At 65.0% G+C, this 24,003-nt stretch carries 19 protein-coding genes; 11 read left to right on the forward strand and 8 right to left on the reverse strand.

Translation table 11 applies throughout. The features are described 5' to 3' along the window. Nucleotides 1–12: 12 nt before the first annotated feature. On the forward strand, nucleotides 13–3,183 hold the full coding sequence (locus VPH41_RS20140; protein ID WP_328571305.1) for an efflux RND transporter permease subunit: 3,171 nt from the start codon (nucleotides 13–15) through the stop codon (nucleotides 3,181–3,183). Between the two features lie 133 nt (nucleotides 3,184–3,316). Here the strand turns inward: VPH41_RS20140 and VPH41_RS20145 are convergent, their stop codons facing one another. Both VPH41_RS20145 and VPH41_RS20150 read right to left on the reverse strand, forming a co-directional pair. Next, a complete protein-coding gene (locus tag VPH41_RS20145; protein WP_152284929.1) occupies nucleotides 3,317–3,829 on the reverse strand; it encodes a hypothetical protein in 513 nt (170 codons plus the stop codon). Between the two features lie 119 nt (nucleotides 3,830–3,948). Continuing rightward, a complete protein-coding gene (locus VPH41_RS20150; protein WP_152284928.1) occupies nucleotides 3,949–4,143 on the reverse strand; it encodes a hypothetical protein in 195 nt (64 codons plus the stop codon). Nucleotides 4,144–4,189: 46 nt separating this feature from the next. On the opposite strand from VPH41_RS20150, the gene VPH41_RS20155 reads away from it, so the two are divergent. Continuing rightward, entirely contained in the window at nucleotides 4,190–4,825 is a 636-nt protein-coding gene (locus VPH41_RS20155) for an Npun_F0296 family exosortase-dependent surface protein (RefSeq protein WP_328571306.1), read from the forward strand. A 97-nt stretch (nucleotides 4,826–4,922) separates the two neighbouring features. Here the strand turns inward: VPH41_RS20155 and VPH41_RS20160 are convergent, their stop codons facing one another. Further along, nucleotides 4,923–5,159, reverse strand: a complete 237-nt coding sequence (locus VPH41_RS20160) for a hypothetical protein (protein WP_152257017.1) — start codon at nucleotides 5,157–5,159, stop codon at nucleotides 4,923–4,925. Nucleotides 5,160–5,370: 211 nt separating this feature from the next. On the opposite strand from VPH41_RS20160, the gene VPH41_RS20165 reads away from it, so the two are divergent. Continuing rightward, nucleotides 5,371–5,745, forward strand: a complete 375-nt coding sequence (locus VPH41_RS20165; RefSeq protein ID WP_152284926.1) for a hypothetical protein — start codon at nucleotides 5,371–5,373, stop codon at nucleotides 5,743–5,745. Here VPH41_RS20165 and VPH41_RS20170 read toward each other — a convergent pair whose 3' ends face one another. After that, nucleotides 5,746–8,790, reverse strand: a complete 3,045-nt coding sequence (locus VPH41_RS20170) for a sensor domain-containing diguanylate cyclase (RefSeq protein ID WP_328571307.1) — start codon at nucleotides 8,788–8,790, stop codon at nucleotides 5,746–5,748. Nucleotides 8,791–9,050: 260 nt separating this feature from the next. On the opposite strand from VPH41_RS20170, the gene VPH41_RS20175 reads away from it, so the two are divergent. The 5 genes from VPH41_RS20175 to VPH41_RS20195 all read left to right on the forward strand — a co-directional run bounded on the left by VPH41_RS20175 (nucleotide 9,051) and on the right by VPH41_RS20195 (nucleotide 14,513). Further along, nucleotides 9,051–9,926: a helix-turn-helix transcriptional regulator gene (locus tag VPH41_RS20175; protein ID WP_328571308.1), complete on the forward strand. Its 876-nt coding sequence runs from the start codon at nucleotides 9,051–9,053 to the stop codon at nucleotides 9,924–9,926. A 107-nt stretch (nucleotides 9,927–10,033) separates the two neighbouring features. Beyond that, complete coding sequence (locus VPH41_RS20180) at nucleotides 10,034–12,154, forward strand: TonB-dependent siderophore receptor (protein ID WP_328571309.1); 2,121 nt, start codon at nucleotides 10,034–10,036, stop codon at nucleotides 12,152–12,154. 7 nt (nucleotides 12,155–12,161) lie between these two features. Beyond that, on the forward strand, nucleotides 12,162–12,560 hold the full coding sequence (locus VPH41_RS20185) for a cupin domain-containing protein (protein ID WP_328571310.1): 399 nt from the start codon (nucleotides 12,162–12,164) through the stop codon (nucleotides 12,558–12,560). Then, a complete protein-coding gene (locus VPH41_RS20190; protein WP_328571311.1) occupies nucleotides 12,557–13,783 on the forward strand; it encodes a RhtX/FptX family siderophore transporter in 1,227 nt (408 codons plus the stop codon). The genes VPH41_RS20185 and VPH41_RS20190 overlap by 4 nt, the downstream gene beginning before the upstream one ends. 46 nt (nucleotides 13,784–13,829) lie before the next feature. After that, on the forward strand, nucleotides 13,830–14,513 hold the full coding sequence (locus VPH41_RS20195) for an AraC family transcriptional regulator (protein WP_328571312.1): 684 nt from the start codon (nucleotides 13,830–13,832) through the stop codon (nucleotides 14,511–14,513). Here the strand turns inward: VPH41_RS20195 and VPH41_RS20200 are convergent. Together VPH41_RS20200 and queC are read right to left on the reverse strand one after the other, a co-directional pair. Next, nucleotides 14,497–15,402: a sterol desaturase family protein gene (locus VPH41_RS20200; protein WP_328571313.1), complete on the reverse strand. Its 906-nt coding sequence runs from the start codon at nucleotides 15,400–15,402 to the stop codon at nucleotides 14,497–14,499. The two genes, VPH41_RS20195 and VPH41_RS20200, sit on opposite strands and share 17 nt — an antisense overlap. Before the next feature lie 102 nt (nucleotides 15,403–15,504). Beyond that, nucleotides 15,505–16,230 (reverse strand): 7-cyano-7-deazaguanine synthase QueC, encoded by a 726-nt coding sequence (gene queC / locus VPH41_RS20205; protein WP_328571314.1) that lies wholly within the window; start codon nucleotides 16,228–16,230, stop codon nucleotides 15,505–15,507. A 221-nt stretch (nucleotides 16,231–16,451) separates the two neighbouring features. On the opposite strand from queC, the gene VPH41_RS20210 reads away from it, so the two are divergent. The 3 genes from VPH41_RS20210 (at nucleotide 16,452) to VPH41_RS20220 (ending at nucleotide 23,300) form a co-directional block, all read left to right on the forward strand. Next, nucleotides 16,452–18,359: an autotransporter assembly complex protein TamA gene (locus VPH41_RS20210; RefSeq protein WP_328571315.1), complete on the forward strand. Its 1,908-nt coding sequence runs from the start codon at nucleotides 16,452–16,454 to the stop codon at nucleotides 18,357–18,359. Next, nucleotides 18,359–22,792, forward strand: coding sequence for a translocation/assembly module TamB domain-containing protein (locus VPH41_RS20215; RefSeq protein ID WP_328571316.1), 4,434 nt, complete (start codon nucleotides 18,359–18,361; stop codon nucleotides 22,790–22,792). The genes VPH41_RS20210 and VPH41_RS20215 overlap by 1 nt, the downstream gene beginning before the upstream one ends. 241 nt (nucleotides 22,793–23,033) lie before the next feature. Beyond that, entirely contained in the window at nucleotides 23,034–23,300 is a 267-nt protein-coding gene (locus VPH41_RS20220; protein WP_151092380.1) for a DUF6289 family protein, read from the forward strand. A gap of 280 nt (nucleotides 23,301–23,580) precedes the next feature. Here VPH41_RS20220 and VPH41_RS20225 read toward each other — a convergent pair whose 3' ends face one another. Together VPH41_RS20225 and VPH41_RS20230 are read right to left on the reverse strand one after the other, a co-directional pair. Beyond that, nucleotides 23,581–23,820 carry a hypothetical protein gene (locus tag VPH41_RS20225; protein WP_152257023.1) on the reverse strand — a complete coding sequence of 80 codons (240 nt, stop codon included), beginning with the start codon at nucleotides 23,818–23,820 and terminating at the stop codon, nucleotides 23,581–23,583. A gap of 24 nt (nucleotides 23,821–23,844) precedes the next feature. Beyond that, the gene (locus tag VPH41_RS20230; RefSeq protein ID WP_193317658.1) at nucleotides 23,845–23,997 is read right to left on the reverse strand and encodes a hypothetical protein; all 153 of its coding nucleotides are present in this window, start codon (nucleotides 23,995–23,997) and stop codon (nucleotides 23,845–23,847) included. Nucleotides 23,998–24,003 lie beyond the last annotated feature (6 nt).

The raw sequence follows: 24,003 nt of genomic DNA on the forward strand, positions 1-24,003 counted from the left end.
AAGGAAACCATCATGTTTGAACGCTTGATCCGCTTCGCCATCGACCAGCGCTGGCTGGTGATGCTGGCCGTGGCCGCCATGGCCGGCCTGGGCATCTACAGCTATCAAAAGCTGCCCATCGACGCCGTGCCCGACATCACCAATGTACAGGTGCAAATCAATACCCAGTCCGCCGGCTATTCGCCGCTGGAAACCGAGCAGAGGGTCACCTTCCCCATCGAGACGGCCATGGCCGGCTTGCCGAACCTGGAGCAGACGCGCTCGCTGTCGCGCTATGGCCTGTCGCAGGTGACGGTGATCTTCAAGGATGGCACGGACATCTATTTTGCCCGCCAGATGATCAACGAGCGCTTGCAGGAAGCCAAGGAAAGCTTGCCGGCCGGCATCACACCGAAGATGGGCCCCGTTTCCACGGGCCTCGGTGAAATCTACCTGTGGACGGTGGAAACGCAGGACGGCGCGAAAAAGCCGGATGGCACGCCATACACGCCCACGGACTTGCGCGAAATCCAGGACTGGATCATCAAGCCGCAATTGCGCAACGTCACGGGCGTGACGGAAATCAATGCCATCGGCGGCTACGCCAAGCAATACCAGGTGGCGCCCTACCCGGAAAAACTGGCTGCCTACGGCATCAGCCTGCAGGACGTGGTGACGGCGCTCGAGCGCAACAATGGCAACGTGGGCGCCGGCTACATCGAAAAACAGGGCGAACAGCTGCTGATACGCGCGCCGGGCCAGGTGGCGTCGAAGGACGACATCGCCAACATCATCGTTGCCAATGTGCAGGGCGTGGCCATCCGCATCCGCGACGTTGCCGACGTGGTGCTGGGGCGCGAATTGCGCACGGGCGCGGCCACGGAAAACGGCCGCGAAGTGGTACTCGGCACCGTCTTCATGCTGATCGGCCAGAACAGCCGCGCCGTCTCGCAAGCCGTCGACAAGAAAATGGTGGAAATCAACCGCAGCCTGCCCAAGGGCGTGCACGCCGTCACCGTGTATGACCGCACGGTGCTCGTCGACAAGGCCATCAATACGGTGAAGAAAAACCTGCTGGAAGGGGCCGTCCTGGTGATCGCCATCCTGTTCCTGTTCCTCGGCAATATCCGCGCGGCCGTCATCACGGCCATGGTGATACCGCTGGCCATGCTGTTCACGTTTACGGGCATGGTGCAATACCATGTGAGCGCCAACCTGATGAGTCTGGGCGCGCTGGACTTCGGCATCATCATCGATGGCGCCGTGGTGATCGTGGAAAACTGCGTGCGCCGCCTGGCCCATGCGCAGCAGAAACTGGGGCGCCCCCTGACCTTGCAGGAACGTTTTCATGAAGTGTTTGCGGCATCGCAAGAGGCGCGCCGGCCCCTGCTGTACGGCCAGCTGATCATCATGGTCGTGTACCTGCCCATCTTCGCGCTCACGGGCGTGGAAGGACGCATGTTTACGCCGATGGCCCTGACGGTCGTGATTGCCCTGCTGGGCGCCATGCTGCTGTCGATCACCTTCATCCCCGCCGCCGTCGCGCTGTTTATCGGCAACAAGGTGGCGGAAAAGGAAAACGCCATCATGCGCGCCGCCAAGCGCTGGTATGCGCCGCTGCTGGACAAGGTGATGCGCAACACGCCCGTCGTGTTGACGGGCGCGGCCGTGGCGGTATTGCTGTCGGGCTTGCTGGCCACGCGCATGGGCAGCGAATTCGTGCCCAGCCTGAACGAGGGCGACATCGCCATCCAGGCCCTGCGCATTCCCGGCACCAGCCTCACGCAATCGCTGGCCATGCAGCAGCAGCTGGAACGCAAGCTGATGGACAGCCACAAGGAAATCGCCCGCGTGTTCGCGCGCACGGGAACGGCCGAGATCGCTTCCGACCCCATGCCGCCGAATATTTCCGATGGCTACATCATGCTCAAGCCCCGCAAGGAATGGCCGGAGCCGACAAAATCGCGCGAGCAATTGCTGGCGGAAATCGAGGCGACGGCCAGCAGTTTGCCGGGCAATAACTACGAGTTCTCGCAGCCGATCCAGCTGCGTTTCAATGAACTGATTTCCGGCGTGCGCAGCGACGTGGCCGTGAAACTGTTCGGCGACGACATGGCCGTGCTCGACAGCACGGCGGCAAAGATCGCCGGCGTGCTGGGCAAGATTCCCGGTGCCACGGAAGTGAAGGTGGAACAGACGACGGGCCTGCCCATGCTGACGGTGCAGATCGACCGCGAGCAGACGGCCCGCTATGGCCTCAACATTGCCGACGTGCAGTCGGCGATCGCCACGGCCATCGGCGGACAGGAAGCGGGTACCCTGTTCCAGGGCGACCGCCGCTTCGACATCGTCGTGCGCCTGCCCGACAGCCTGCGCAGCGACCTGGAGCAGTTGAAACGCCTGCCCATCGCCCTGCCCCTGGGCGCGGCGGCGGAAGGCCGCGCGCGCTTCATCCCGCTGGGTGAAGTGGCCAGCCTGCAAGTGGCGCCGGGACCGAACCAGATCAGCCGCGAAGATGGCAAGCGCCGCATCGTCGTCAGCGCGAATGTGCGCGGACGCGATATCGGCTCGTTTGTGGCCGACGCCACGCAGCAGCTGCAAGCGCAGGTGGCCATTCCCGCCGGCTACTGGACCAGCTGGGGCGGCCAGTTCGAGCAGCTGCAGTCGGCCACGAAACGCCTGGAGCTGGTGGTGCCCGTGGCGCTGGCCCTCGTCTTCGTGCTGTTGTTCGCCATGTTCGGCAACGTGAAAGATGGCTTGCTCGTGTTCAGCGGCATCCCGTTCGCCTTGACGGGCGGCATCGTCGCCCTGTGGCTGCGCGACATTCCCATGTCGATCTCGGCGGCCGTGGGCTTCATCGCCCTGTCCGGCGTGGCCGTGCTGAACGGGCTGGTGATGATCGCCTACATCCGCCAGCTGCGCGAACAGGGCATGCCCCTGCAGGAAGCGATACGCGAGGGAGCGATCACGCGCCTGCGGCCCGTGCTGATGACGGCGCTGGTGGCGTCGCTGGGCTTCGTGCCGATGGCCATCGCCACGGGCACGGGGGCCGAAGTGCAGCGTCCGCTGGCCACCGTGGTGATCGGCGGCATCCTGTCGTCGACGGCCTTGACCCTGCTGGTGCTGCCGCTGCTGTACCGGCTGGCGTACCGCAAGGAAGAAGAGGTGGAAAAGCACACCGCGCCCGCAGGCGCGGCGGTGTAGTCATGGAGCCAGGCGTAGCAAAATCGTAGCGAGCGGCTTCGAGGCTCGGCGCCCCCTTGTGGCTGAGACGCGCAGCTGTACTCAAGTACAGCGAGCATCGGAAGCCGCAAAGCGTGCCGCGCAGTAGCTTTTGCTAGCCTGGCCGGCGGTAGCCGCCTTCGATCCAGTTGGCGGCCGCCGTTGCATTGAACTTGAACGCGGCCGAAGTGCGTACCTTGGCGATCTGTTCGCCGTCCGCGTCGTAGGCGCTCAGTTCCGCGTACGGGTGGTCTTCGTCGGGCACGATGTCGAACATCACCTTGATTTGCCCCTCGTCGGTGGCGACGAACAGGTTCTTGTGCAATTGCGCATGCAGCTGCTGCTCGTGGCGGCGCAGCACTTCCGAGGCCGTCTTGACCAGCGTGTTGAACGCGTTGACGTCGAGCGGCTTCGGGTTTTTCTTGTCGCGGCCCATGGTCCACGGGCCCACCAGAGCCGGCTCCGGTTCGCCATCCTTGATCATGGCCACGGCCCAGCCTTCATCTTCCTCATTCTTGATCACCCGCGCCGTCCAGCCATTGCCTACCCACAGGCGCGGCTCCTGGATGGGGGCGTCATTGTCCTGCTCGGCTGATTCGTCGGAAAAGTCGGGGAAATCGGTACTCATGGCGGTGCTCGTGATGGAAGGTCGGGGCTAGCATGATAGTCGAAAACGCCCGCCCGTGCCGCCTTGCCGCAAGGTAAGGCGTGGCCCGCCATAGTCGATCCCGGCAATAAGGCAAGCTATCAATTTAGTAGCTTTATTCTAGCAATCGCGCTTTGATATTTCTCAAGTAAACCTATTATTATTTTGCAATCTGAATTGTGTTTTTTATATTCAAATATTGCAGTTGGTAATGCTTGGCCACAAGAAATTATTTCATCACGCGCCGTCCCTCTTCCCTGCACGCCGCGCCGCATCGCCACGCCGGGCACTTTCATCATTCCTGAAAAAAATAGCTGTGCACACACATTCGAGGGTATCTACATGAAAATCTTGTCCACTCTGGCTTGCGCGACGCTCGCCGCGGCCGCCGGCAGCGCCAGCGCTCTTCCCACCTTCACGGCAGGCGGCACGGCGCTGGCCGGTGAAGGCCTGGTCACGTCGGTCGCAGGCGCCACCACGATCGATTTCAACAGCGGGATCTTGCCAACCAACTATATCGACGGCTCCCTGTTCACGGGCACGGACGGCAACCACGCCGCCCCTCCCGGCGACACGAGCATGTATTTGTCCGCGGGCATTTCGTCCGACCAGCACTCGCCCGTGACGGCCAACTTTGCGGGCGGCCTCAGTTACTTCGGCTTTTACATGGGCTCGCCAGACCCCTACAACAGCGTGACGTACAGCTTTGCCGACCAGAGCAGCACTACCCTGACGGGCACGCAACTGGCCAGCCTGGCAGGCGACCAGGCGAACGGCGATCAGTCCGTGGGCCTGTACGTGAATGCCTTCGCCGGCGAAGGCGGCAAGATCACCTCGGTGGCCTTCCATTCGTCCTCGAACGCTTTCGAGACGGACAACCACGCCTTCATCGCCGCTGTGCCGGAGCCGGAAACCTATGCCATGCTGCTGGCCGGCCTGGGCCTGCTGGGCTTCATGCTGCGCCGCAAAGCGTCGTAAGCGGCATCGTCAAAAACGCCGTGAGCAAGCCAAAGCCCGCAACGCGGGCTTTTTTACGGCAGCCATCGCGTGGATGGCAAGGACGCAGGCAAGCCCTTCAGCACATGGACATGGCAGGCCGGTTGGGCCAGGTCAGCGGAGGACCGGGCGGTACCCGGCGCGGGTCGATGGCCGGCAGCGGCGCCTGGTAATTGAACGGGGTGATGATGATCGGCGGTATCGCCGATGGCGCGCCGACGGGCTCGGCACAGGACTGCGGGGCGCTACGCTGGCGCGTGATCCGGTCGTCATGGGGGGATAGCGATTGATCCCCGGTATCTGCAAACAAAAGCATGTTGCCCTCCTTGCGAGACTGAGGTATTCAGTATAGGACGGCTTGCGCACATTACAAGAAAAGAAATCTTGTTCTACATCAGCGTTTTCTCGCTGCCAGCACTGTCCATACCGTGAAAATGACAGCCTGTCGCATGCCGCTGGCAGCCAGCCGGGCGCGCCTCTACAGTGTGACCATGCAACACCCCATCATCCACACAGCGAGGCTTATCATGAAAAAATTGCTCACCTTCGTCCTCATCGTCATGCTGGCCTGCCTGTTCCTCGACAAGGTGGGCGGCAGCGACATGCACATGCAGTTCAACGGCGACGATGTCGACGGACCGCTGGAGTGGCTGTTCGGCCTGGTGTTTGCCGGCGGCGGCTTGCTGATTGCCGCCATGGCGCTGGTATGCGCCGCCGTCGTGACGGGCGTGGCGCTGGCCGGCGTGGGCGTGGTGCTGATCGCCGTGGTGGCCTTGTGCGTGGTGCTGGTACTGGCGCTGAGCACGCCCGTGCTGCTGCCGCTGCTCATTCCCGTCGCCATCGTCTGGCTGATCGTCAGCCGCAACCGCAAGCAGGCGCAAGCGCGTCAGCAGGGCCTGTAATCACTGCGCCATGAACTTGCTGAGCACGCCGTCGCTGCCGCCGTCATTCTGTTCGATGCGGTTGCGCCCGCCCCGCTTGGCCCGGTACAGCGCCTCGTCGGCGCGCGCCAGCACGGCGTCGCAATCGGCATCGGTGCCGGCCATGGCGGCCATGCCGATGCTCACCGTGATCGTGATCAGGATGCCGCCGTCGGTGGTCAGCGAACTTTCCGCCACGCGCCGGCGCAGCCGTTCTGCAAACACGGCGGCCGCCGCCAGGTCGGTGCCGGGCAGCAGGATGGCGAACTCTTCGCCGCCCACGCGGCCCGGCACGTCGACCTTGCGCAGCGCCTGGCACATCAGCGCGCCCAGGTGGCGCAGCACGGCATCGCCCACCGCATGGCCATACTCGTCGTTGACGCGCTTGAAGTGATCGATGTCGAGCATCAGCACGCTGGCGCAGCTGGCCAGCTCGCGCTGCAGGCGCGCATGCTCGTTTGCCAGCGCCGCCATGAAGTGGCGCCGGTTCGGCAAGCCCGTTAAAAAATCCGTGGTGGCCAGCTGCAGCAGTTCCGCATTCATGCGCTTGCGCTCGGTGATATCGAGCGAGGACACCATGACGAAGTCCAGGCTGTCCGCATGGCCAGGCATCACCAGCAAGCTCAGTTCATTCTGCCGCGCCGCGCCATCCAGGCGCACGAAGCTGCTTTCGCATTCGTACAGGTGGGCGCCGCCCGCCAGCGCCAGCAGCGCATCGCCGAAGCGGGGCAAGGCGCTGTCGTCGAAATTCTGCGCCAGGCCCAGCGCACCGCGGCGCTGGTCGTCCTCGTTGGCGCGCACCTGCGCCAGCGCGGCGCCGTTGGCATCGATGATGCGCACCAGCCCCGCCAGCCGCTGCAGCGCATCCGGATGCGCCTGGAAATGGGCGCCCAGGTCGCGCACGCCCGCCTCTTCCAGCGCATCGAGCGCGGCGCGCACGGCTGACCAGTCCTGTTCCCACAGGGCCACGGGCGCATGGTCGTACAGGCTGCGGAAACGCGCTTCGCCCGCGCGCAGGGCCAGCGCCACCTGCGCCTGTTCGATGGCCATGCCGGCCAGGTGCGCCGCCTCGCCCAGCCGCGCCAGATGCGCCGCGCCCGGCAGCATGGGCTGGCGGTGATACGCCATCAGCACGCCCAGCAGCTTGCCCGAACCGCCGCGCACGGGCTCGGCCCAGCACGATTGCAGCTGGGCCCGCCACGCCAGTTCCATCGCCTCGTGCCCATCGGCAGCGGCATGCAGGTCGCCCACGATCACGCGCTGGCCTTCGCGCAGGGCTTGCACGGCGATGCCATGCACGCCTTGCAAGGTGTCGAGGTCATGGCCATGGCTGGACAGGTTGAAAAACGCGGGCAGGCTGGGCGCCGCGCCCAGCACCAGGCGGTGGCGGTTTTCATCGAGCAGCAGGATGCTGCACAGCATGGCAGGATGATCGGCCTGCACGCTGAGCACCACGCTTTCCAGCACGCGTTCCAGCGGCGCGCCCGTGGCCAGCATTTCCAGCACCTGGCGCCGCGTGTGTTCGCGCCGCTCCATCTGGCTGCGCTCGCTGATATCACGGAACGTCCACAGGCGCGCCTGCTCGTTGCCTAATTGCATGCTGCGCACATACTGCTCGACCACCCGCCCATCGCGCAGATGCAGCACGTCGCGCCGCTCGCGGTGGCCGTGCGGCGCATGGGCGCGTGCCCCCAGGAAAGGCGCCGCCTGCTCCAGCTGGCTTTCCACATGGCGCACCAGCGCTGCGCCATCGGCTTGCCAGTCGAGCGCGTCGGGCACTTGCCACAAGTCGCGGAAGCGCCGGTTCGACGTGAAGATGCGACCATCGATGTTGTCGACCAGGATGCCGTCGATGGTCGAATCGAGGATGCTGCGCAGCATGGCCTGGCTGCGCTGCGCCGCCTCGGCCATCGCCAGCACGCTCGCCTGCCCCTGCTCCAGCTGGCCCGTCAGCTCGCTCGAACGGAGCAGCGCCGCCTGGGCGCGGGCGCGGCCCACGGCCAGCAGCCACGCCGCCAAGGCCAGCGCCAGGCTGACCAGCACGCCGGTCATGGCCACCAGGCGGGGCCGCGCCAGCAGTTCGCCGTCAAAACCCGGCATGGCGCGCACGCGCACGGTCCAGGCGCGCCCGGCAATGCTGATCGCCTGCCGCGCAACGAGGGTGGCCGACGCCCCTGCCGACTGCGTGCCCGGCAAGCTGTCAAACATCAGGGCCGCGTCGGCCAATTGCGCGCCATCGTAGATTTCCAGGTCCAGCTGGCGCGACGCCTCGCCGCCCACGCCCGCCATCAGGTCGGCCATGCGGAACGGCGCAAACACCCAGGCGCGCAGCGCTGCGCGCAGCTGCTCCACGCTGGCATGCGGCAAGCTGTTGTCGTACACGGGCAGCACCACCAGGAAGCCATGCGCCTGGGCGTTGCCGCCATCCTGCACCAGCTGGATCTTGCCCGTCATGGCGGCCTGGCCCGTATCGCGCGCCTGCTCGAGCGCGGCGCGGCGCACGGGCTCGGACCAGATGTCATAGCCGAAGGCCAGCAGGTTGCTCTCGCTCAAGGGTTCCAGATAGGTGATCGGTGCATGCCAGGCGCGCTGGCCGTGCGGCCGCACGGCATAGCCGGGATAGCCTTCCGCGCGCACGCTCGCTTCGTGCCGCGCCAGGGCGCCGCCGGACACCAGCGGCAGGTAGCCGATGCCGTGGATGCCGGGAAAGTGACGGTCCACCTGCTGCACCGCCAGATAGGCATGGAATTCGCGGCGCGTGACTTCCCGCGAACTGGCATACAGTCCCTGCACCCCATGCAGCACCTGGATGTAGGTCTGCATGCGGCCGCCGATGTTGTTCATCAGTTCGCGCACGCGGAAATCGAAATCGGCCTGCACCTGCTGTTCGCTGACATCGTGGGCATTGCGCCAGGCGCCATACGTCAGCCCCAGGCACAGCGCCAGCACCAGCATGGCCAACACGTGCGGTCCCACCCAGTGCGACACTGGCCGGGCAAACCACGACGAAGACGCGCGTGTAGGCATGGCAGGCGGAAAGCAGAACGGGGATCAAACCGCGTCACGGCCAGCAACATGGCTGGCAGCGGGCTGCACGACTACCATCGGTAGTCGATGAGAATGATAGTACGTTACAGCAGACAGGCATGCAATGCCGAATGTTGTGTCAAAAAGACCACATATTGCGAAAGTGCAATTCCGTTTTCCCGACATAAAGTCGACGCCATGCCAACTGATAATGATTCTCATTTATAATTCACATCCGCTCTTGCTCCCGGTCCTCGACGATGCCTTCCCAGCCCCTTTCCTCCAACGACGCTTCCTGGCAATTGCCGCTGGCCACGCCAAGGCTGGCGCTGAGTGCCGGCACCCTGTCGTTTGCAGAGCCTACGCACAGCATCGAACACAATGAGGCGGGACTGAAACTGGTGCTGGTGCTGGAGGGCCAGCTCGACTATCAACTGCAAAGCGGCGCCGCCGTCGGCGTTGCGGGTCCCGCCTTCCACATCAGCCTGAGCGACACGCCATTTGCCGTCAGCCACCGCTACGCTGCACGGCAACCGCTGCAGTACCTGAGCGTGCGCATGCCGATGGAAGCCTTGCGCGACACCTTCGGCGCCGAGCTGGGCTCGCTGGCGCGGCGCATCGCCCCGGCCACGCGGCAAGCCATGGCGACGGCGAACGGGCGCGCCGGCAAGGCCTTGCAAGTGCTGGGGCGGCAAATCATGCTGTGCCCGCTGGCCGGTCCGCTGCGCCAGTTGTATTTATCGGGCAAGGCGCTGGAACTGACGGCCGCCGTCATGGACGGCCTGACGGATGCCCGCCCCCCAACTGCCGCGCCCGGCGCACGCCAGTTGCGCAGCCTGCAGCAGGCGCGCGATATCGTGCTGCAGCGCCTGCACGCCCCGCCCACCCTGCCGGAACTGGCGCGTCTGGCCGGCACCAATGCCAGCACGCTGAGCCAGGGCTTTCGCCAGCTATTCGGCACGAGCGTGTTCGCCTACGTGCGCCAGCAGCGGCTGGAACTGGCATACCGCATGCTGGCGGCCGGCAACATCAGCGTGGCCGATGCGGCGCACGCCTGCGGCTATACGGATTCCCATTTCAGCAAGGTGTTCCGCCAACGCTATGGGGTTTCCCCCAGCGACATGCGCTGCGCCTGACGGAATACGCGCAATCGCCAGGAAAACAGCGGCAATCCTTAACGCCCGGGCGCCAGCACTCCTTACCATATTGAGATTGATTCTCAATACGAAAGGTCTGGTTTTTCATGGCAATGTTTTCCCTCCCTCCACGTGGCCTGCGCTGGCCCCGGCATACCCTGCACGTGCTGGCCGCACTCGGTTCCAGCCACCTGGCGCAGGCAGCGGACGCGCCGGCGCCGGAAGCGAGCCTGCCCGTCATCGCCGTCACGGCCACGCGCGAAGCGAGCGCGAACATGGGCAAGACGGGCGCCTCGCTGAAGGACACTCCGCAGTCGCTGAGCATCATCAGCCAGGAACGCATGCAGGAACAAAACCTGCATACGCTCGACGACGTGCTGCAGCAGGTACCGGGCACCACCGTGCAGCCGTTCCAGCTGCTGACCACGGCCTACTACGCGCGCGGCTTCAAGGTCGATTCCTTCGAACAGGACGGCGTGCCCGTGCTGATGGGCAACATGGCCAGTCCCCAGCAAGACATGGCGATGCTGGAGCGCGTGGAAATCCTGCGCGGCGCCAACGGCTTGCTGCATGGCAGCGGCAACCCTGCCGCCACCATCAACCTGGTGGCCAAGCGGCCGCAAAAAACCTTTGCCGCACAGGGCGCGCTGTCGGCCGGCAGCTGGGACCGGCACCGCGGTGAAGCCGACATCGGCGGCCCCCTGAACGCCGCTGCCACGCTGCGCGCGCGCGTCGTCGCCACGCACGAGGAGCGGGGCTTTTTCTATGACGTGGCGCAACAGAACAGCAGCAATCTGTATGGCGTGGCCGAACTGGACCTGGCGCCCGGCAGCATGCTCAGCGTGGGTGCGCAGAAACAGCGCATCCGCTCCATCACCAACATGGCGGGCGTGCCCCGCTATGCGGACGGCGGCGATATCGGCCTGCCCCGCTCCACCTATCTCGATGCGGCGTGGGACCAGTTCGACTGGGATACCGAGCGCGTCTTCGCCAGCCTGGAACAGCGCTTTGCCAACGGCTGGCAAGCGAAGGTGCAAGCCAACCACCTGTCCGGCGATTCCTTCCTGAAATACGCGGGCGCGTATGGCGCCGCGCGCCGCGACCAGCGCCCGTCTTCCAGCGTGATGGGCGCCGCCTACCGCTTCGACAACCTGCAGAACAGCGTCGATGCCTACGCCAGCGGCCCTTTCAGCCTGGGCGGACGCCAGCATGAATTGCTGCTGGGCGCCAACGTCCAGCACACGTCCAGCGAGCAATTCTCGGCCGGCTTCCTGCCGCCGCCCAAGGGGACGTATGACGTCTTCCACTGGAATCCGTACGCGCTGGCGGAACCGGCCACGGGCGCCTACGCCTCGCGCGGCCCGACCAAAATCAGCCAGTGGGGCGCCTACGCGATGGCGCGCTTCCACGTGAGCGATGCGCTGACGGCCATCACGGGCGCGCGCCTGAGCCGCTGGAAACAGGAAACGCGCACGGCAACCGTCGAACCGGACACCCAGCTGACGCCGTATGGCGGCCTGGTCTACGCCCTGTCGCCGCAATGGTCGGGCTATGGCAGCTACACGCAGGTATTCCAGCCGCAAAGCCAGACCACCATCGACGGCAAGACGCTCGACCCCGTGACGGGCAACAACCTGGAAGCGGGCGTCAAGGGCGCACTGGCCAATGGCAGGCTGGACGTGTCCCTGGCCGTCTACCAGATCCGCCAGAACAAGCGGGCCCAGGAAGATCCGAACTTCCCCTGCGCGGGCAACGTCTGCTACTACATCGCGGGCGGCGAAGTGCAGAGCCGCGGCCTGGAAGCGGAAGCGAACGGCCGGCTGACGCCCGACCTGAACCTGTCGGCCAGCTACAGCTACAACACGACGCGCTACCTGAAGGACGCCCAAGCGCAGGGCCAGGCATTTGCCAGCTTCGCCCCCGCCCACATCGTGCGCGCGTGGGCCAACGCTACCCTGCCGTGGGCCGGACGCCGCCTGAGCGCGGGACTGGGCTTGCAGGCGCAGAGCCGCTACAGCGTCACCTCGGGCGGCGTGACCCTGCGCCAGGGCGGCTATGCGCTGGCCAATGCCCGTCTGGGCTGGCGCATCGACCGCCATTTCACGGCCGCGCTCAACGTCAACAACCTGTTCGACAAACACTATTACCAGAGCCTGTCCGGCACGGCCTGGAACAACCGCTATGGCGAGCCGCGCAGCGTGATGCTGTCCGTGCGCGCCCAGTATTGAGGTCCCCATGAACGACGACAATTGCACGCTTTTCCCTCTCGACGGCCACCTGCTGGCCTTGCACGCCGATGCGCTGGCGCAAGCCATCCCCTACCATGCGCGCGGCAAGAGCCGCGCCGACTGGATCATCGGCGTCAAGCACGTGAGCGACGCCCAGTCCGTGCATGGCGACCATTGGGAACGCCACCCGCGCGGCGATGAAACCCTGTGCCTGCTCGAAGGCAGCATCGAACTGGTGCTGCAGGCGGACGACGGCGCGGAACGCCGCATCGCCGTGCAGGCGGGGCAAGCCTGCATCGTGGCGCGCGGCACCTGGCACCGGCTGCAGGTGCACGTGCCGGGACGCCTGCTGTTCATCACGCCCAGCGTCGGCAGCGAACACCGCAAAGTGGGCGGTGCCGCATGAGGCCGCCACTGCAGAATATCCGCCTGTGGCTGATGGTGGCGGCCCTGTACTTCACGCAGGGCGTACCGCTGGGGCTGGCCATGGAAGCGCTGCCGGCCATGCTGCGCCGCGATGGCGCGCCGCTCGACGCCCTGGCCTTCCTGCCGCTGGTGGGCTTGCCCTGGGTGCTGAAATTTCTGTGGGCGGCGCAGGTCGACAACCGCTGGAATGCGCGCCTGGGCCGGCGCCGCAGCTGGCTGCTGCCGATGCAGGCGCTGGCCACGGCCTGCCTGCTGGGCGCGGCCCTGCTGGGGCTGTCGGCCGCCACGGCGCCGCTGATCGTCGCCCTGGCCGCGCTCGGTTCTCTGGCCAGCGCCACGCAGGATATCGCCACCGACGGCATGCTGGCCGAACGCTTTGAAGGCGCCGCGCTGGGCCGCGCCAATGCCTTGCAGGTGGGCGGCACCATGGTGGGCTTTTTCACGGGCGGCTCCGGCGTATTGATGCTGTCGGGCATGTTCGGCCAGCGGACGGCGCTGCTGGCGCTGGCGGCCATCGGCGCGGCCAGCCTGCTGCTCGTCGTGCTGTGGCGCGAGACGCCGCTTGCGGCCCCGCTGCCCGCTGCCGTCACGGCCGCGGGCAAGGCCAGCTTGCGCGGCTTCATTCGCCGGCCCGGCGCGCCCGCGCTGCTGGGCATCGCCTTTTTGTCGTCGATGACGGCCGTGGCCGGCTATGGCCTGTCGAAACTGCTGCTGGTCGACGCCGGCTGGCCGCTGGAAGCCGTCGGCCAGGTGGGCATGGCAGGCGGCATGATCACCGTGCTGCTGGGCTGTGGCGGCGGCGCCTGGCTGATCGGCCGCCACGGTCCCCAGCGCATCTTCGTGCTGGGCATAGCCGCTTCGGCAGCCGCTGCCGGCCTGTGGCTGTGGCTGGCCGCCATGGCGGCGCCCCTGCCGTCCAGCCTGGTCTGGCTGGCGACGGCGCTGGGCTGTTTTGGCGCCGGTTGCGCATCGGTCTCCATGCTGACCATGGCGATGCAGTTTGCGCGCCAAAGCGGCCAGGCGGGCACGGACATGACGGCCGTGCAAAGCATGCGCGACGGCGGCGAAATCCTCACCTCGTCCACCCTGACGGGCGTGGCGGCCGCGGCCGGCTATGGCGGCAGCTTTACGCTCGGCATCGTCTGCGCCCTGCTGGCCATGCTGCTGGCGCGCCAGTTGGCGCAGCAACGCCAGCGGGCCTGAGCGCCGTGCTGTAAAGTGCAGGCGATAACCGATTCAGGAGTATCGCTTGCACGACGACCGCTGGCAGGGAAGCTTGTGGCTGGCGCCGGACTTTGCCATCTTGCATGGCGCAGTGGGCGCCACGGCCAGCCACGCCCATTACGCGCACCAGCTGATGCTGAGCACGGGCGCGCCTTTCACGGCAGAGCTCGACGGCATCGTGCACACGGCGCAGCACCTGCTGATCGACAGCCTGCGCCCCCACGCCATCCTGAGCGCGCCGGCGCCCATGCTGACCATCTATGCGGAACCGCAACGGCTGGGCGGGCTGGCCCTGCTGGCGGTGGCCGGCAGCGCAGGCGCACCCAGCCTCGATCGCCTGGCCGCCGCGCTGCAAGCCCAGCCGCGCGAACACTTGCCCGATCCCCGCTTGCTGCGGGCACTGGACAAGGTCGATGCCCTGCTGTCGGGCAAGGTCAGCGCGGCAGCCGTGGCCGACGCGGCGCACCTGTCGCTGAGCCAGCTGGAACGTTTGTTCAGCGCCCAGCTGGGCTTGCCCGTGCGGCGCCTGGTGCTGTGGCGCCGTTTGCGCCTGGCCATCCGCTTCATCTTGCTCGGCAGCACCCTGACGGATGCGGCCCACGGCGCCGGCTTTGCCGATGCCGCGCATTTTTCGCGCACCATGCGCAGCCTGTTCGGCGTGCGCGCCGACCGCAGCCTGCGCCAGCTCCACGTCACATTGATCGATTGAGGGGCGCGCGCAAGCCTTCCGGCAACTCGGGTGCACGCACGCCCTCTTCCGCGCGGAACGGTTCGCGCAGCTGCGCGCCGTATGCGACGGGGTAATCGGGACGGCTGCCGATGCCCAGGTCCTCGCCCCGCATGCGGTAATCCGGCGCATCGAAACGCGTGCCCAGCATCCGGTCCCAGCAGGTAAAGAACAGGCCGAAATTGACGTCGCCCGCCGTGCCGTATTTCATGTGGTGGAAACGGTGCAGGGGCGCCCAGGCAAACACGTGGCGCAATGGCCCCATGCGCATGTCGACGTTCGCGTGCTGCAGCAGCAATTGCACCGCCACGGCAAACGCCAGCACGGCCATGACGGGCTTCGGGATGCCCAGCATCAACAAGGGCAGCATGCCGCCCGCCGCTTCCAGCAGCAAATGCAGCGGATGCTTCATCCAGCCATTGAAGCCGTACAGACGCGTCACGCTATGGTGCACGGCATGCAGTTTCCACAGGAAATAATAGCGGTGGCTCAGGTAATGCACCAGGGTAATGCCGCAATCGGCAATGACGATGGCCAACAGCAGCTGCCCCCAAAACGGCAGCTGGATTGGCCAGAACGGCCCCAGCGCCACATGTCCGGCCAGCAAGGGAAAGGCCGCCAGTCCCAGCAGGTACAGCGCTTCATTGACGAGCGCGTGCAGCACGTCGCGCCAGCCATCGCCGTGATCATGGTTCCACGCGCCGTCATACGGCAGACAGCGCTCGGCAAGAAAGGAAGTCAGCAGGGCCAGCAGCAACAGCGGCGGCAAGGCCCAGAGGGAATATTGGCGAACCGCAATTAGCCAGGCGGCAGCGCCGATGAAGCCGGCCCAGAAGACGGGGCCGTACAGCGCGGCAAAGAGGGATTTCATGGCAAGACACTCCTGTGGCAAAAACCACAGCATCGCTTGCACTGCTGCCGCGCCGCTTGAAGAAACGGCGCAAACTGCCTGTTTGACAGCCTGCTTCGTCGCCTATTTTGCAGCCGGTTGCGCAGCCTTGCGCGCCGCGTATTGCTGGTAGCCATTCGCGCGCAGGGCGCAGGCGGGGCAGGTGCCGCAGCCGTAGCCCCAGTCGTGCAGCTCGCCCCGCTCGCCCAGGTAGCACGTGTGCGTGCCGCTGCGGATCAGGTCGACGAGCGGCTGGCCGCCCAGGTCTTCCGCCAGGTCCCAGCTTTGCGCCTTGTCCAGCCACATCAGCGGCGTTTCCAGCTTCAGGCGCGTGTCCATGCCCAGGTTCAGGGCCACTTGCAGCGCCTTCATCGTGTCGTCGCGGCAATCCGGATAGCCGGAGAAATCCGTCTCGCACATGCCGCCCACGAGCACCGTCAAGCCGCGGCGGTACGCCACGGTGGCGGCCACCGTCATGAACAGCAAGTTGCGTCCAGGAACAAACGTGTTCGGCAAGCCGTTTTCCTGCATGACGATCTCGACGTTCTGCGTCATGGCCGTATCGGAGATGGCGGAAATCAGGGACAGGTCGATCATGTGATCCTGGCCCAGGCGGCTGTCCCACTCGGGCGACTGCCGGCGTATCTGTTCCAGTACGCCAGGACGCACGGTCAGTTCGATCGCATGGCGCTGTCCATAGTCAAAGCCGATAGTTTCCACGCGGCTATAGTGTTTCAAGGCCCAGGCCAGGCAGGTGGTGGAATCTTGTCCACCGCTAAAGAGCACCAGTGCGGAGTCCGTTGCTAGCATAATTTCTTTCTTTTCAGTTTGATTCTGTTCCGAGTGCGCAGGGAAACACGATTCCCCGCGCAAAAAATACTTATTCGTCCGCCATCAGTTTACCTATTCCGGTAACATGCAGTCAGCATTTACTCATCTGGAGCACCATGTTTTCTGCACGACCCATACGGCATACAGCTGCCGGCAAGGCGATACGACCACGGATTTTGGCACAAGTAGTGGCAAAAGCAATGGGTCAACTGACACTGGCGGCCGCCAGCAGTGTCATCTTGCTGTTCCCCATCGCCCACGCTGCCGCGCAAGAGGGTGCGCAAGAGAGCACGCAAGACGCGCCGGCAGACAACGCCGCCACGGAGGCGGCCCCCGCCCCGCTGCAGTACGACGTCAAGGTCAATGCGCCGGGCGACCTCGATGAGTTGCTGGAAAAAAACCTGGACCTGGAACGCTTCCGCGGCAACCCGCGCATGGACCGCGAGCAATTGCAGCGCCTCGTGCGCGATACGCCGGAGCAAGCCAAGAACCTCGTCGCCACGGCCGGCTACTATACGCCCGTCGTCACGGTGCGCGTCGATACGACGGGCGCCAAACCCCTCGTCATCGTCGACCTCGAGCCGGGCGAACCGGTGACCATCGACAAGGTCGAACTGGAATTGCGGGGCTTCGATCCCACGCCGCCGCTGGCTGCATCTGAACCGTATGACACGGAAGCGCTCAAGCGCAGCTGGTCGCTGAAGACGGGCAGCGTATTCCGCCAGGCCGACTGGGAATCGGCCAAGCGCGCGCTGCTGCGCGAAGTGGTGCAGACGCGCTACCCGCGCGCCCAGCTGGTCGATACGCAAGCCGTGGTCGATCCGGAAACGCACAAGGTCTCGCTGCTGGTGGTGCTCGACAGCGGCCCCGAGCTGCGTTTCGGCGAGCTGCGTATCGAAGGCTTGAAGCGCTACGATGAAAGCATCATCCGCAACCTCGACAAGATCCACCCAGGCGACTACTACAGCGAATCGGCGCTGCAATCGCTGCAGGCGCGCCTGCAGGATACGGGCTACTTTGCCAGCGTGGAAGTGAGCGCCGACATGAGCAGCATCCTCAACGAGCAGATCGAGGCGGGCCAGGAAAGCCAGGCGGCCGAGGACGAGGGCGCTGCCCCCGTGGCCAAGCCCGTCAACCGGGGCCCCGCGCCGCAGCTGCCGCTGGTCGTGCGCGTGACGGAAAACAAGCAGCAGAACGTCAGCGCCGGTCTCGGTTTCAGTACGAACACGGGCAATCGCGCCCAACTCAACTATGACAACCTGAATGTGTGGGGCACGCGCTTCAAGAGCGCCCTCACCATGGAAACGAAGAAACAGGCGGCGCACGCCAACTTCTATTTCCCCACCACCGAGCGCGGCTACAACGACAGCGCGGGCGCCTCGTTCGAGCGCAGCGACATTTCCAACGAAATCACGGCCGTCACCACCATCTCGGCCAAGCGCAACTGGGGCGGCACCAACCTCGAGCGCAGCCTCACATTCGAGTTCCTCAGCGAAGACAAGACCGTCGTGGGCCTGGAACAGACGCGCAGCAAGAGCTTGCCGCTGACCTATGCCATCACCAAGCGCAGTCTCGACAGCCTGCTGTTCCCCACCAAGGGCTATGTCATCAATGCCCAGGTGGGCGGCGCCCTGCTGCCCGTGCTGACGGACGAGCGCTTCGTGCGCGTGGCCGGCAAGGCCGTGTATTACCGTCCGCTGGGCGAAAAGGGCGAAGTGATCGTGCGCGGCGAAATGGGCGCGCTGGGCTCGAAGGAAAAACGGGGCGTGCCGGCCGTCTACCTGTTCCGCGCGGGCGGCGACCAGTCGGTGCGCGGCTATGGCTACCAGGAACTGGGCGTAAAGGAAGGCGACGCCACCATCGGCGGGCGCTACATGCTCACCGGCAGCGCCGAGTACCAGTACTGGTTCAAGCCGAAATGGGCGATTGCCGCCTTCTATGACGCCGGCAACGCGGCCGACACCGTCAAGGCAGCCATGACGCCGAAATCGGGCTACGGCCTGGGCGGGCGCTACAAGAGCCCCGTCGGCCCCATCAATGTCGACGTGGCGTATGGCCACGCCGTCCACAAATACCGTTTGCACTTCTCTCTGGGATTCACTTTCTGATGTCCGACACTATTACCGAATCCCCCCACGCCGCCGCGCCGCCACCGGCGCCGCCGGCCAAGAAACCGCGTCGCTGGCTACGCTACCTGCTGATCGCCGTCGCCAGCCTGGCCGTGCTGCTGGGCGCCGCCTTCTGGTTCCTGGGCCGCGAATCGACCTTGCAGATGCTGGTGCAAAAAGTGGCCAGCGCCAGCGGCGGCGAAATCGCCGTGTCGGGCGTATCGGGCTCGCTGTACAACCGCATGCACCTGGGCCACGTCAGCTACCGCAGCAAGACGCAGCACATCACGGCCGACAACATCGACATCAACTGGTCGCCGTTCCAGTTCTTCTCGGAAGGCATTGCCATCAGCGAACTGCACGTGGCCAGCCTGTCCGTGGAAAGCACGGCGCCGTCCGAGGAACCGTCAACGATGCCGGCCAGCCTGGCTTCGCCCTTTAAAATCGGCATCAGCGACGCGCGCCTGGACAAGGTCACCCTCGTCAGCGCGGGCGGCAACACGGTGTTTGAAAAGATCCATTTCACCTTGTCCGGCGACAAGACGCAATGGCAGCTGGAAGATGCGTCGGCGCTGACGCCGTTCGGCCAGGCCACGGCCAGCGCGACGATTGCCGCCACGCAGCCGTTCAAGCTGAACGGCAAGGCGAGCCTGACGCAGCTCCATGCCGCCGCCGGCGAAAAACCGGCCGCCTTGAGCCTGCAGCTGGGCGGCGACTTGAACGTGCTGAACGTCACGGCCAAGGGCAGCGCGGGCGCGGCCACGGCCGACGCCCAGCTGGCGCTGGCGCCGTTCGACCCCGTCATCATCCTGCGCTCGGCCAGCATCCGTGGCCGCAACATCAATCCGGGCAAGTTCGATGCGACCCTGCCGCAGGCGGACCTGAGCCTGGAACTCGACGCCGCCATCGATACGCGTCCAAACGCGCAAACCGTGTCGGGCAAGCTGGCCATCCTCAACCACGCCACGCCGGGCCCCATCGACCAGCAAAAGCTGCCGCTGCGCCAGTTCGAGGCGCGCCTGGGCGGCACCCTGACGGCCACGACCCTGGAATCTGCCATCATCGATTTCGGCAACGCGGGCAAATTCACGGGCGGCGGCAAGCTCAACCGCGATGCCGCCGATGGCCCCATCGGCAATGCGCAGCTGACCTTGCACACGGACAAGATCGACTTGCAGCACATCTACAGCAGCATCAACAGCACGAAGATCGTGGGCGACATCGTGCTCGACAGCGATGGCAAGACGCAAACCCTGCGCGCAAAACTGGGGGAAGCCAAGCTGCGCCTGGACGTGGAAGCCACCCTGGCTGATTCCCTGGTACAACTGCGCAAGGCGACCTTGCAGGCAGGAAAAAGCAGCGTCAATGCGACGGGGCAGATCAGCCTGAAAGACGAACAGCCGTTCAAGGCCGTGGCCAACGCCAGCCGCCTGAACCCGGCCGACTTCGGCGCCTTCCCCGTGGCCGACCTGAACGTCGACGTGCGCGCCGACGGCCACGTGGCGCCGGCATGGCTGGCGAATGCGGACTTCACCGTGCGCCCCAGCAAGCTGCTCGACCAGCCCCTGTCCGGCAAGGGCAAGCTGACGGCCGATGCGGCCCATTTCAGCGGTATCGACGTGCAACTGGCGCTGGGCAAGAACAACGTGACGGCCAAGGGCAACTTTGGCGGCGCCGGCGAAAAGCTGAACTGGAACGTCGATGCGCGGCAACTGTCTGCCCTGCAAGCCGACTTGCTGGGCGCCGTGCAAGCCAGCGGCGTGGTGCAGGGCACGATGCAGCAGCCGCGCACGAGTTTTGTTGCCGATGCCAAAGGACTGGGATTGACCAGCGGCAAGCGCCCCGCGCCCGACAGCGCCATCCACGCCAGCGGCGAGGTGGGCTTGACGGGACCGAAGCAGCAAGCGGAACTGAAAGTGACGGGGTCCCTGCAAAAGATCAACCCGGCCGCCTTCGGTGCGGCACTGCCCAACGGTAATGTGAATGCGGACTTCAACGGCAGCGGCCGCCTGACGAGCGACTGGCAAGTGGCCCTCAACCTGGCCCTGCGCGAATCGACCCTGCAGAACGCGCCGCTGGCCGGCTACGCCAAGCTGTCGGCCAACGCGAAACGGGTCGACAGCGTGGATGCGGAACTGCGCCTGGGACCGAACAGCCTGCTGGCCAAGGGCGCGCTGGGCGGCGCCACGGACAAGCTGACGTGGAAACTCGACGCGCCGCAACTGTCGACCCTGGGTCCCCGCTTTGCCGGCGTGCTGCAAGCGTCCGGTTCCGTCAGCGGCAAGATGGACGCACCGGCCGCGCAACTGACGCTCGATGGCAGGGATTTGACCTTCTTTGGCGACCAGCAATTGAAATCCATCAAGGGCAGCGCCAGCGTGGGCGCCGGCCAGGGCGCGCTCGACCCCATGGTCAGCAGCCTGGACATCGCAGGCTACAGCACGCCCACCTTCAAGCTGGCCAGCGCCCACCTGGGCACGACGGGCACGCGCGGCAGCCATACGGTGAACCTGGCGGCGCGCAATGACGATTTCGATGCCACCGTGCAAATCCGCGGCAGCCAGAGCGGCGCCAGCTGGACAGGCAGCATCGACAGCCTGCAAAACAAGGGCCGCTATGCGCTCGTGCTGCAAGCGCCCGTGCCCGTCAAAGTGGCCGGTCCTGCCGGCAGCGGCGTGGCAGGCCTGGGCCAGCCCGAGCAGATCAGCGTGGGCAATACCGTCATCAAATTGCCAGCAGGCAGCATCACCATGCAAAGCCTGGCCAAGAACGGCCCCCGCTGGACCAGTTCCGGCCAGGCGGCCGGCGTGGCCCTGACCTATCTGGCGCAAGTGATTCCCTCGCTGCAAGCCAATGCACGCAGCGACCTGACCCTGGGCGCGCAATGGGCGCTCGACATGCAGGTGCCGACGGCGCAACAGAAAGATCCGTCCCTGGCAGGCATGCTGCACATCTACCGCGAAAAAGGCGACGTGACGGTGGGCGTGGAGCAGCCGCTGGCCCTGGGTCTGCGCACCCTCGACGCCCGCGTGGATGTTGCCAACCAGCAGCTGCGTCTGGCCGTGAAACTGGACGGCGCGCGCGCGGGCCAGAGCGATATCAATGCCACCGTGCAAATGCTAGGCGGACGCATCAGCAACGACAGCGCCCTCTCCCTGACGGGCACCACCAGCATCGATTCGCTGGCCTGGCTGGCGCCGCTGACGGGCCAACCAGGCCTGGAACTGGGCGGCGCCCTGAAAGTGGCCCTGTCCGGCAGCGGCACCATCGGCGCGCCGCAATTGAATGGCGACATCAACGGCAGCAAGCTACTGGTGAACTGGGCCGACCAGGGCTTGAAATTGCGCAATGGCGTGCTGCAAGCCAAGCTGGCCGGCGATCAATTACAACTGCAGCGCCTGAGCTTTGACGGCGGCGACGGCAAGGTGCAGGCAGACGGCTGGGTACGCTTTGCAAATGGCGAAGCGAGCCTGGAACTGAAGCTGATGGCCGACCGCCTGCAGGCGCTGTCGCGTCCCGACCGCACCTTGATCCTATCGGGCAACAGCACCCTGGTGCGCAACGACAAGCGCTTTAGCTTTGAGGGCAAGTTCAAGGCCAACCGCGCGCTGATCGAACTGGCGCCGCAAGACACGCCCACGCAAAGCAGCGACGTGGTGGTGCTGGGCAAGGAAGTCAAGGGCAGCAAGGAAGCGCCATCCTTGCCCCTGAATATCGACTTGGAATTTGACCTGGGCAATGCCTTCCACCTGCGCGGCATGGGCCTCGACGCCGACCTGGCGGGCAATGTGCGCGCCCGCGTCATCAACCGCGCCGCGCCGCGCGTGACGGGCAGCATCAAAGTTACCAACGGCCAGTACGCCGCGTATGGACAGAAGCTGTCGATCGAACGGGGCTTGATCGCCTTCACGGGCGCCTACGACAATCCGTCCCTGAACATCCTGGCCGTGCGCAAGCGTCCCGAAGGCGAAGCCTTGTCGGAAACGAATGTGGAAGCGGGCGTGGAAGTGCGCGGCACGGCGCAGGCGCCGACGGCCAAGCTGGTCTCCACGCCCAGCGTGTCGGACAGCGACAAGCTGGCCTGGCTGATCCTGGGCCACGGCGCGGAAACGGCGGCCGGCGATGAAATGGCCCTGCTGACGACGGCCGCAGGCGCCCTGTTCGGCGGCTCCGGCGGCGGCTTGCAAGGCAAGCTGGCCAATTCGCTGGGTCTCGATGAAGTGGGCCTGTCGCAGGCGCAAGGGCTGGAAAGCACGGTCGTCACCGTCGGCAAGCGCCTGTCCTCGCGCGCCTACCTGACGTTCGAGCAAGGCACGAGCACGGCGACGAGCCTGGTCAAGCTCCGTTACAAGCTGAACCGCCGCATCACCCTGCAATTCCAGACGGGCACGAACAATGCGCTCGACGTGCTGTATACATGGGCGTTCGATTGACAGTCCGACCGCTCGACAATACGGACAGCCGGTAATCAATGCCGCTCAGTGCAGACTGAGCGGCATTTTTTTATCGATGGCTGATCACGAAACGCATAGGCGTAAAAACAAACAATGGCGAAATTGGCGCAACCAAGAATCTCCGATAATCATGCTAAAAAATTAAATTATTAAGATACAATCAATTCGCAGCAAATTTATGGGGATATATTTTTTTGAATTTTATAATCAAGGAAAATAGATGAAAACCAAAAAGAAAATTGCTTTTGCCGCTACGCTTGCAACATTGCTGGTTGCCGCCGCGGCTTACGCCCGGCCAATGTATTCCATCACTTATTCTTACTATTCCGACCCATCGTACTCGGATCATGTAGGCGGTGCAGAGTTCACCTGCTCGGGCAGGATGATTTATTGGGGCGAACAAACACCGTACCGCCTGGAAGACATGCAAATGCCATGTTCCTCTACCGGACCGGAATTGCCAGGAACTGGCCACGGCTACCCATAAACGCTTTGCGCAGAAATAATAGAATAGCGTGAAGCACGGGACAGCATGTATTTGGCATGCATGAATATGGCACTTTTAAAAACATGAGCATCCAGCTCTGGAAATGTCTGGAAATGACATGCTATTCCGTAAAAAAAAGCCCGCTACGCGGGCTTTATCTTTTCAGGACTGTTATAAATACATTCCAGGGCCGCGATGACGGCCGGATTTTCGCATCCATATCGCCGGAAATGATGGGGCGGGAACCCGCCGCACTCTTGCAGAAAAGGACGCCAACGGCTTACTCGGCCACGTCGAGTCCCCGCTCGATCATGCCTTCGACATATGCGCGCAGATATTGTTCCAGCGCGGGGCCGGACAGCACGTTGGCCGTCAGCGCGCCGTGCGGCGAGCCTTTCAGCACGCCGTCGTGGTACACGCGCGCAATCCAGGCCACGTCCGTGCCCTGGGTGTAATCGAGTTCATAGTCGAACGTTTCACCGCTGACTTTGCGTGTGTAGACTTCTTTGACAATTGCCATCTAAAACAGCCTTTCTTGACGAGATTAACTGGGATGCGGGTGCGGCACGGGATCGTCCTGCGGCACCGGATGCACGGGCCCCGGCTGGCGCCCGGGCGCTTCTTGCGGCTCCGGCGCCGGCAACGGTTCATCGACGGGCGCGGGATCGGGCGCGCGGTGGGCATTGATGACTGACATGGCTGG

Source organism: Janthinobacterium sp. P210006, from assembly GCF_036231885.1.
GTDB classification, from domain to species: domain Bacteria; phylum Pseudomonadota; class Gammaproteobacteria; order Burkholderiales; family Burkholderiaceae_D; genus Janthinobacterium; species Janthinobacterium violaceinigrum.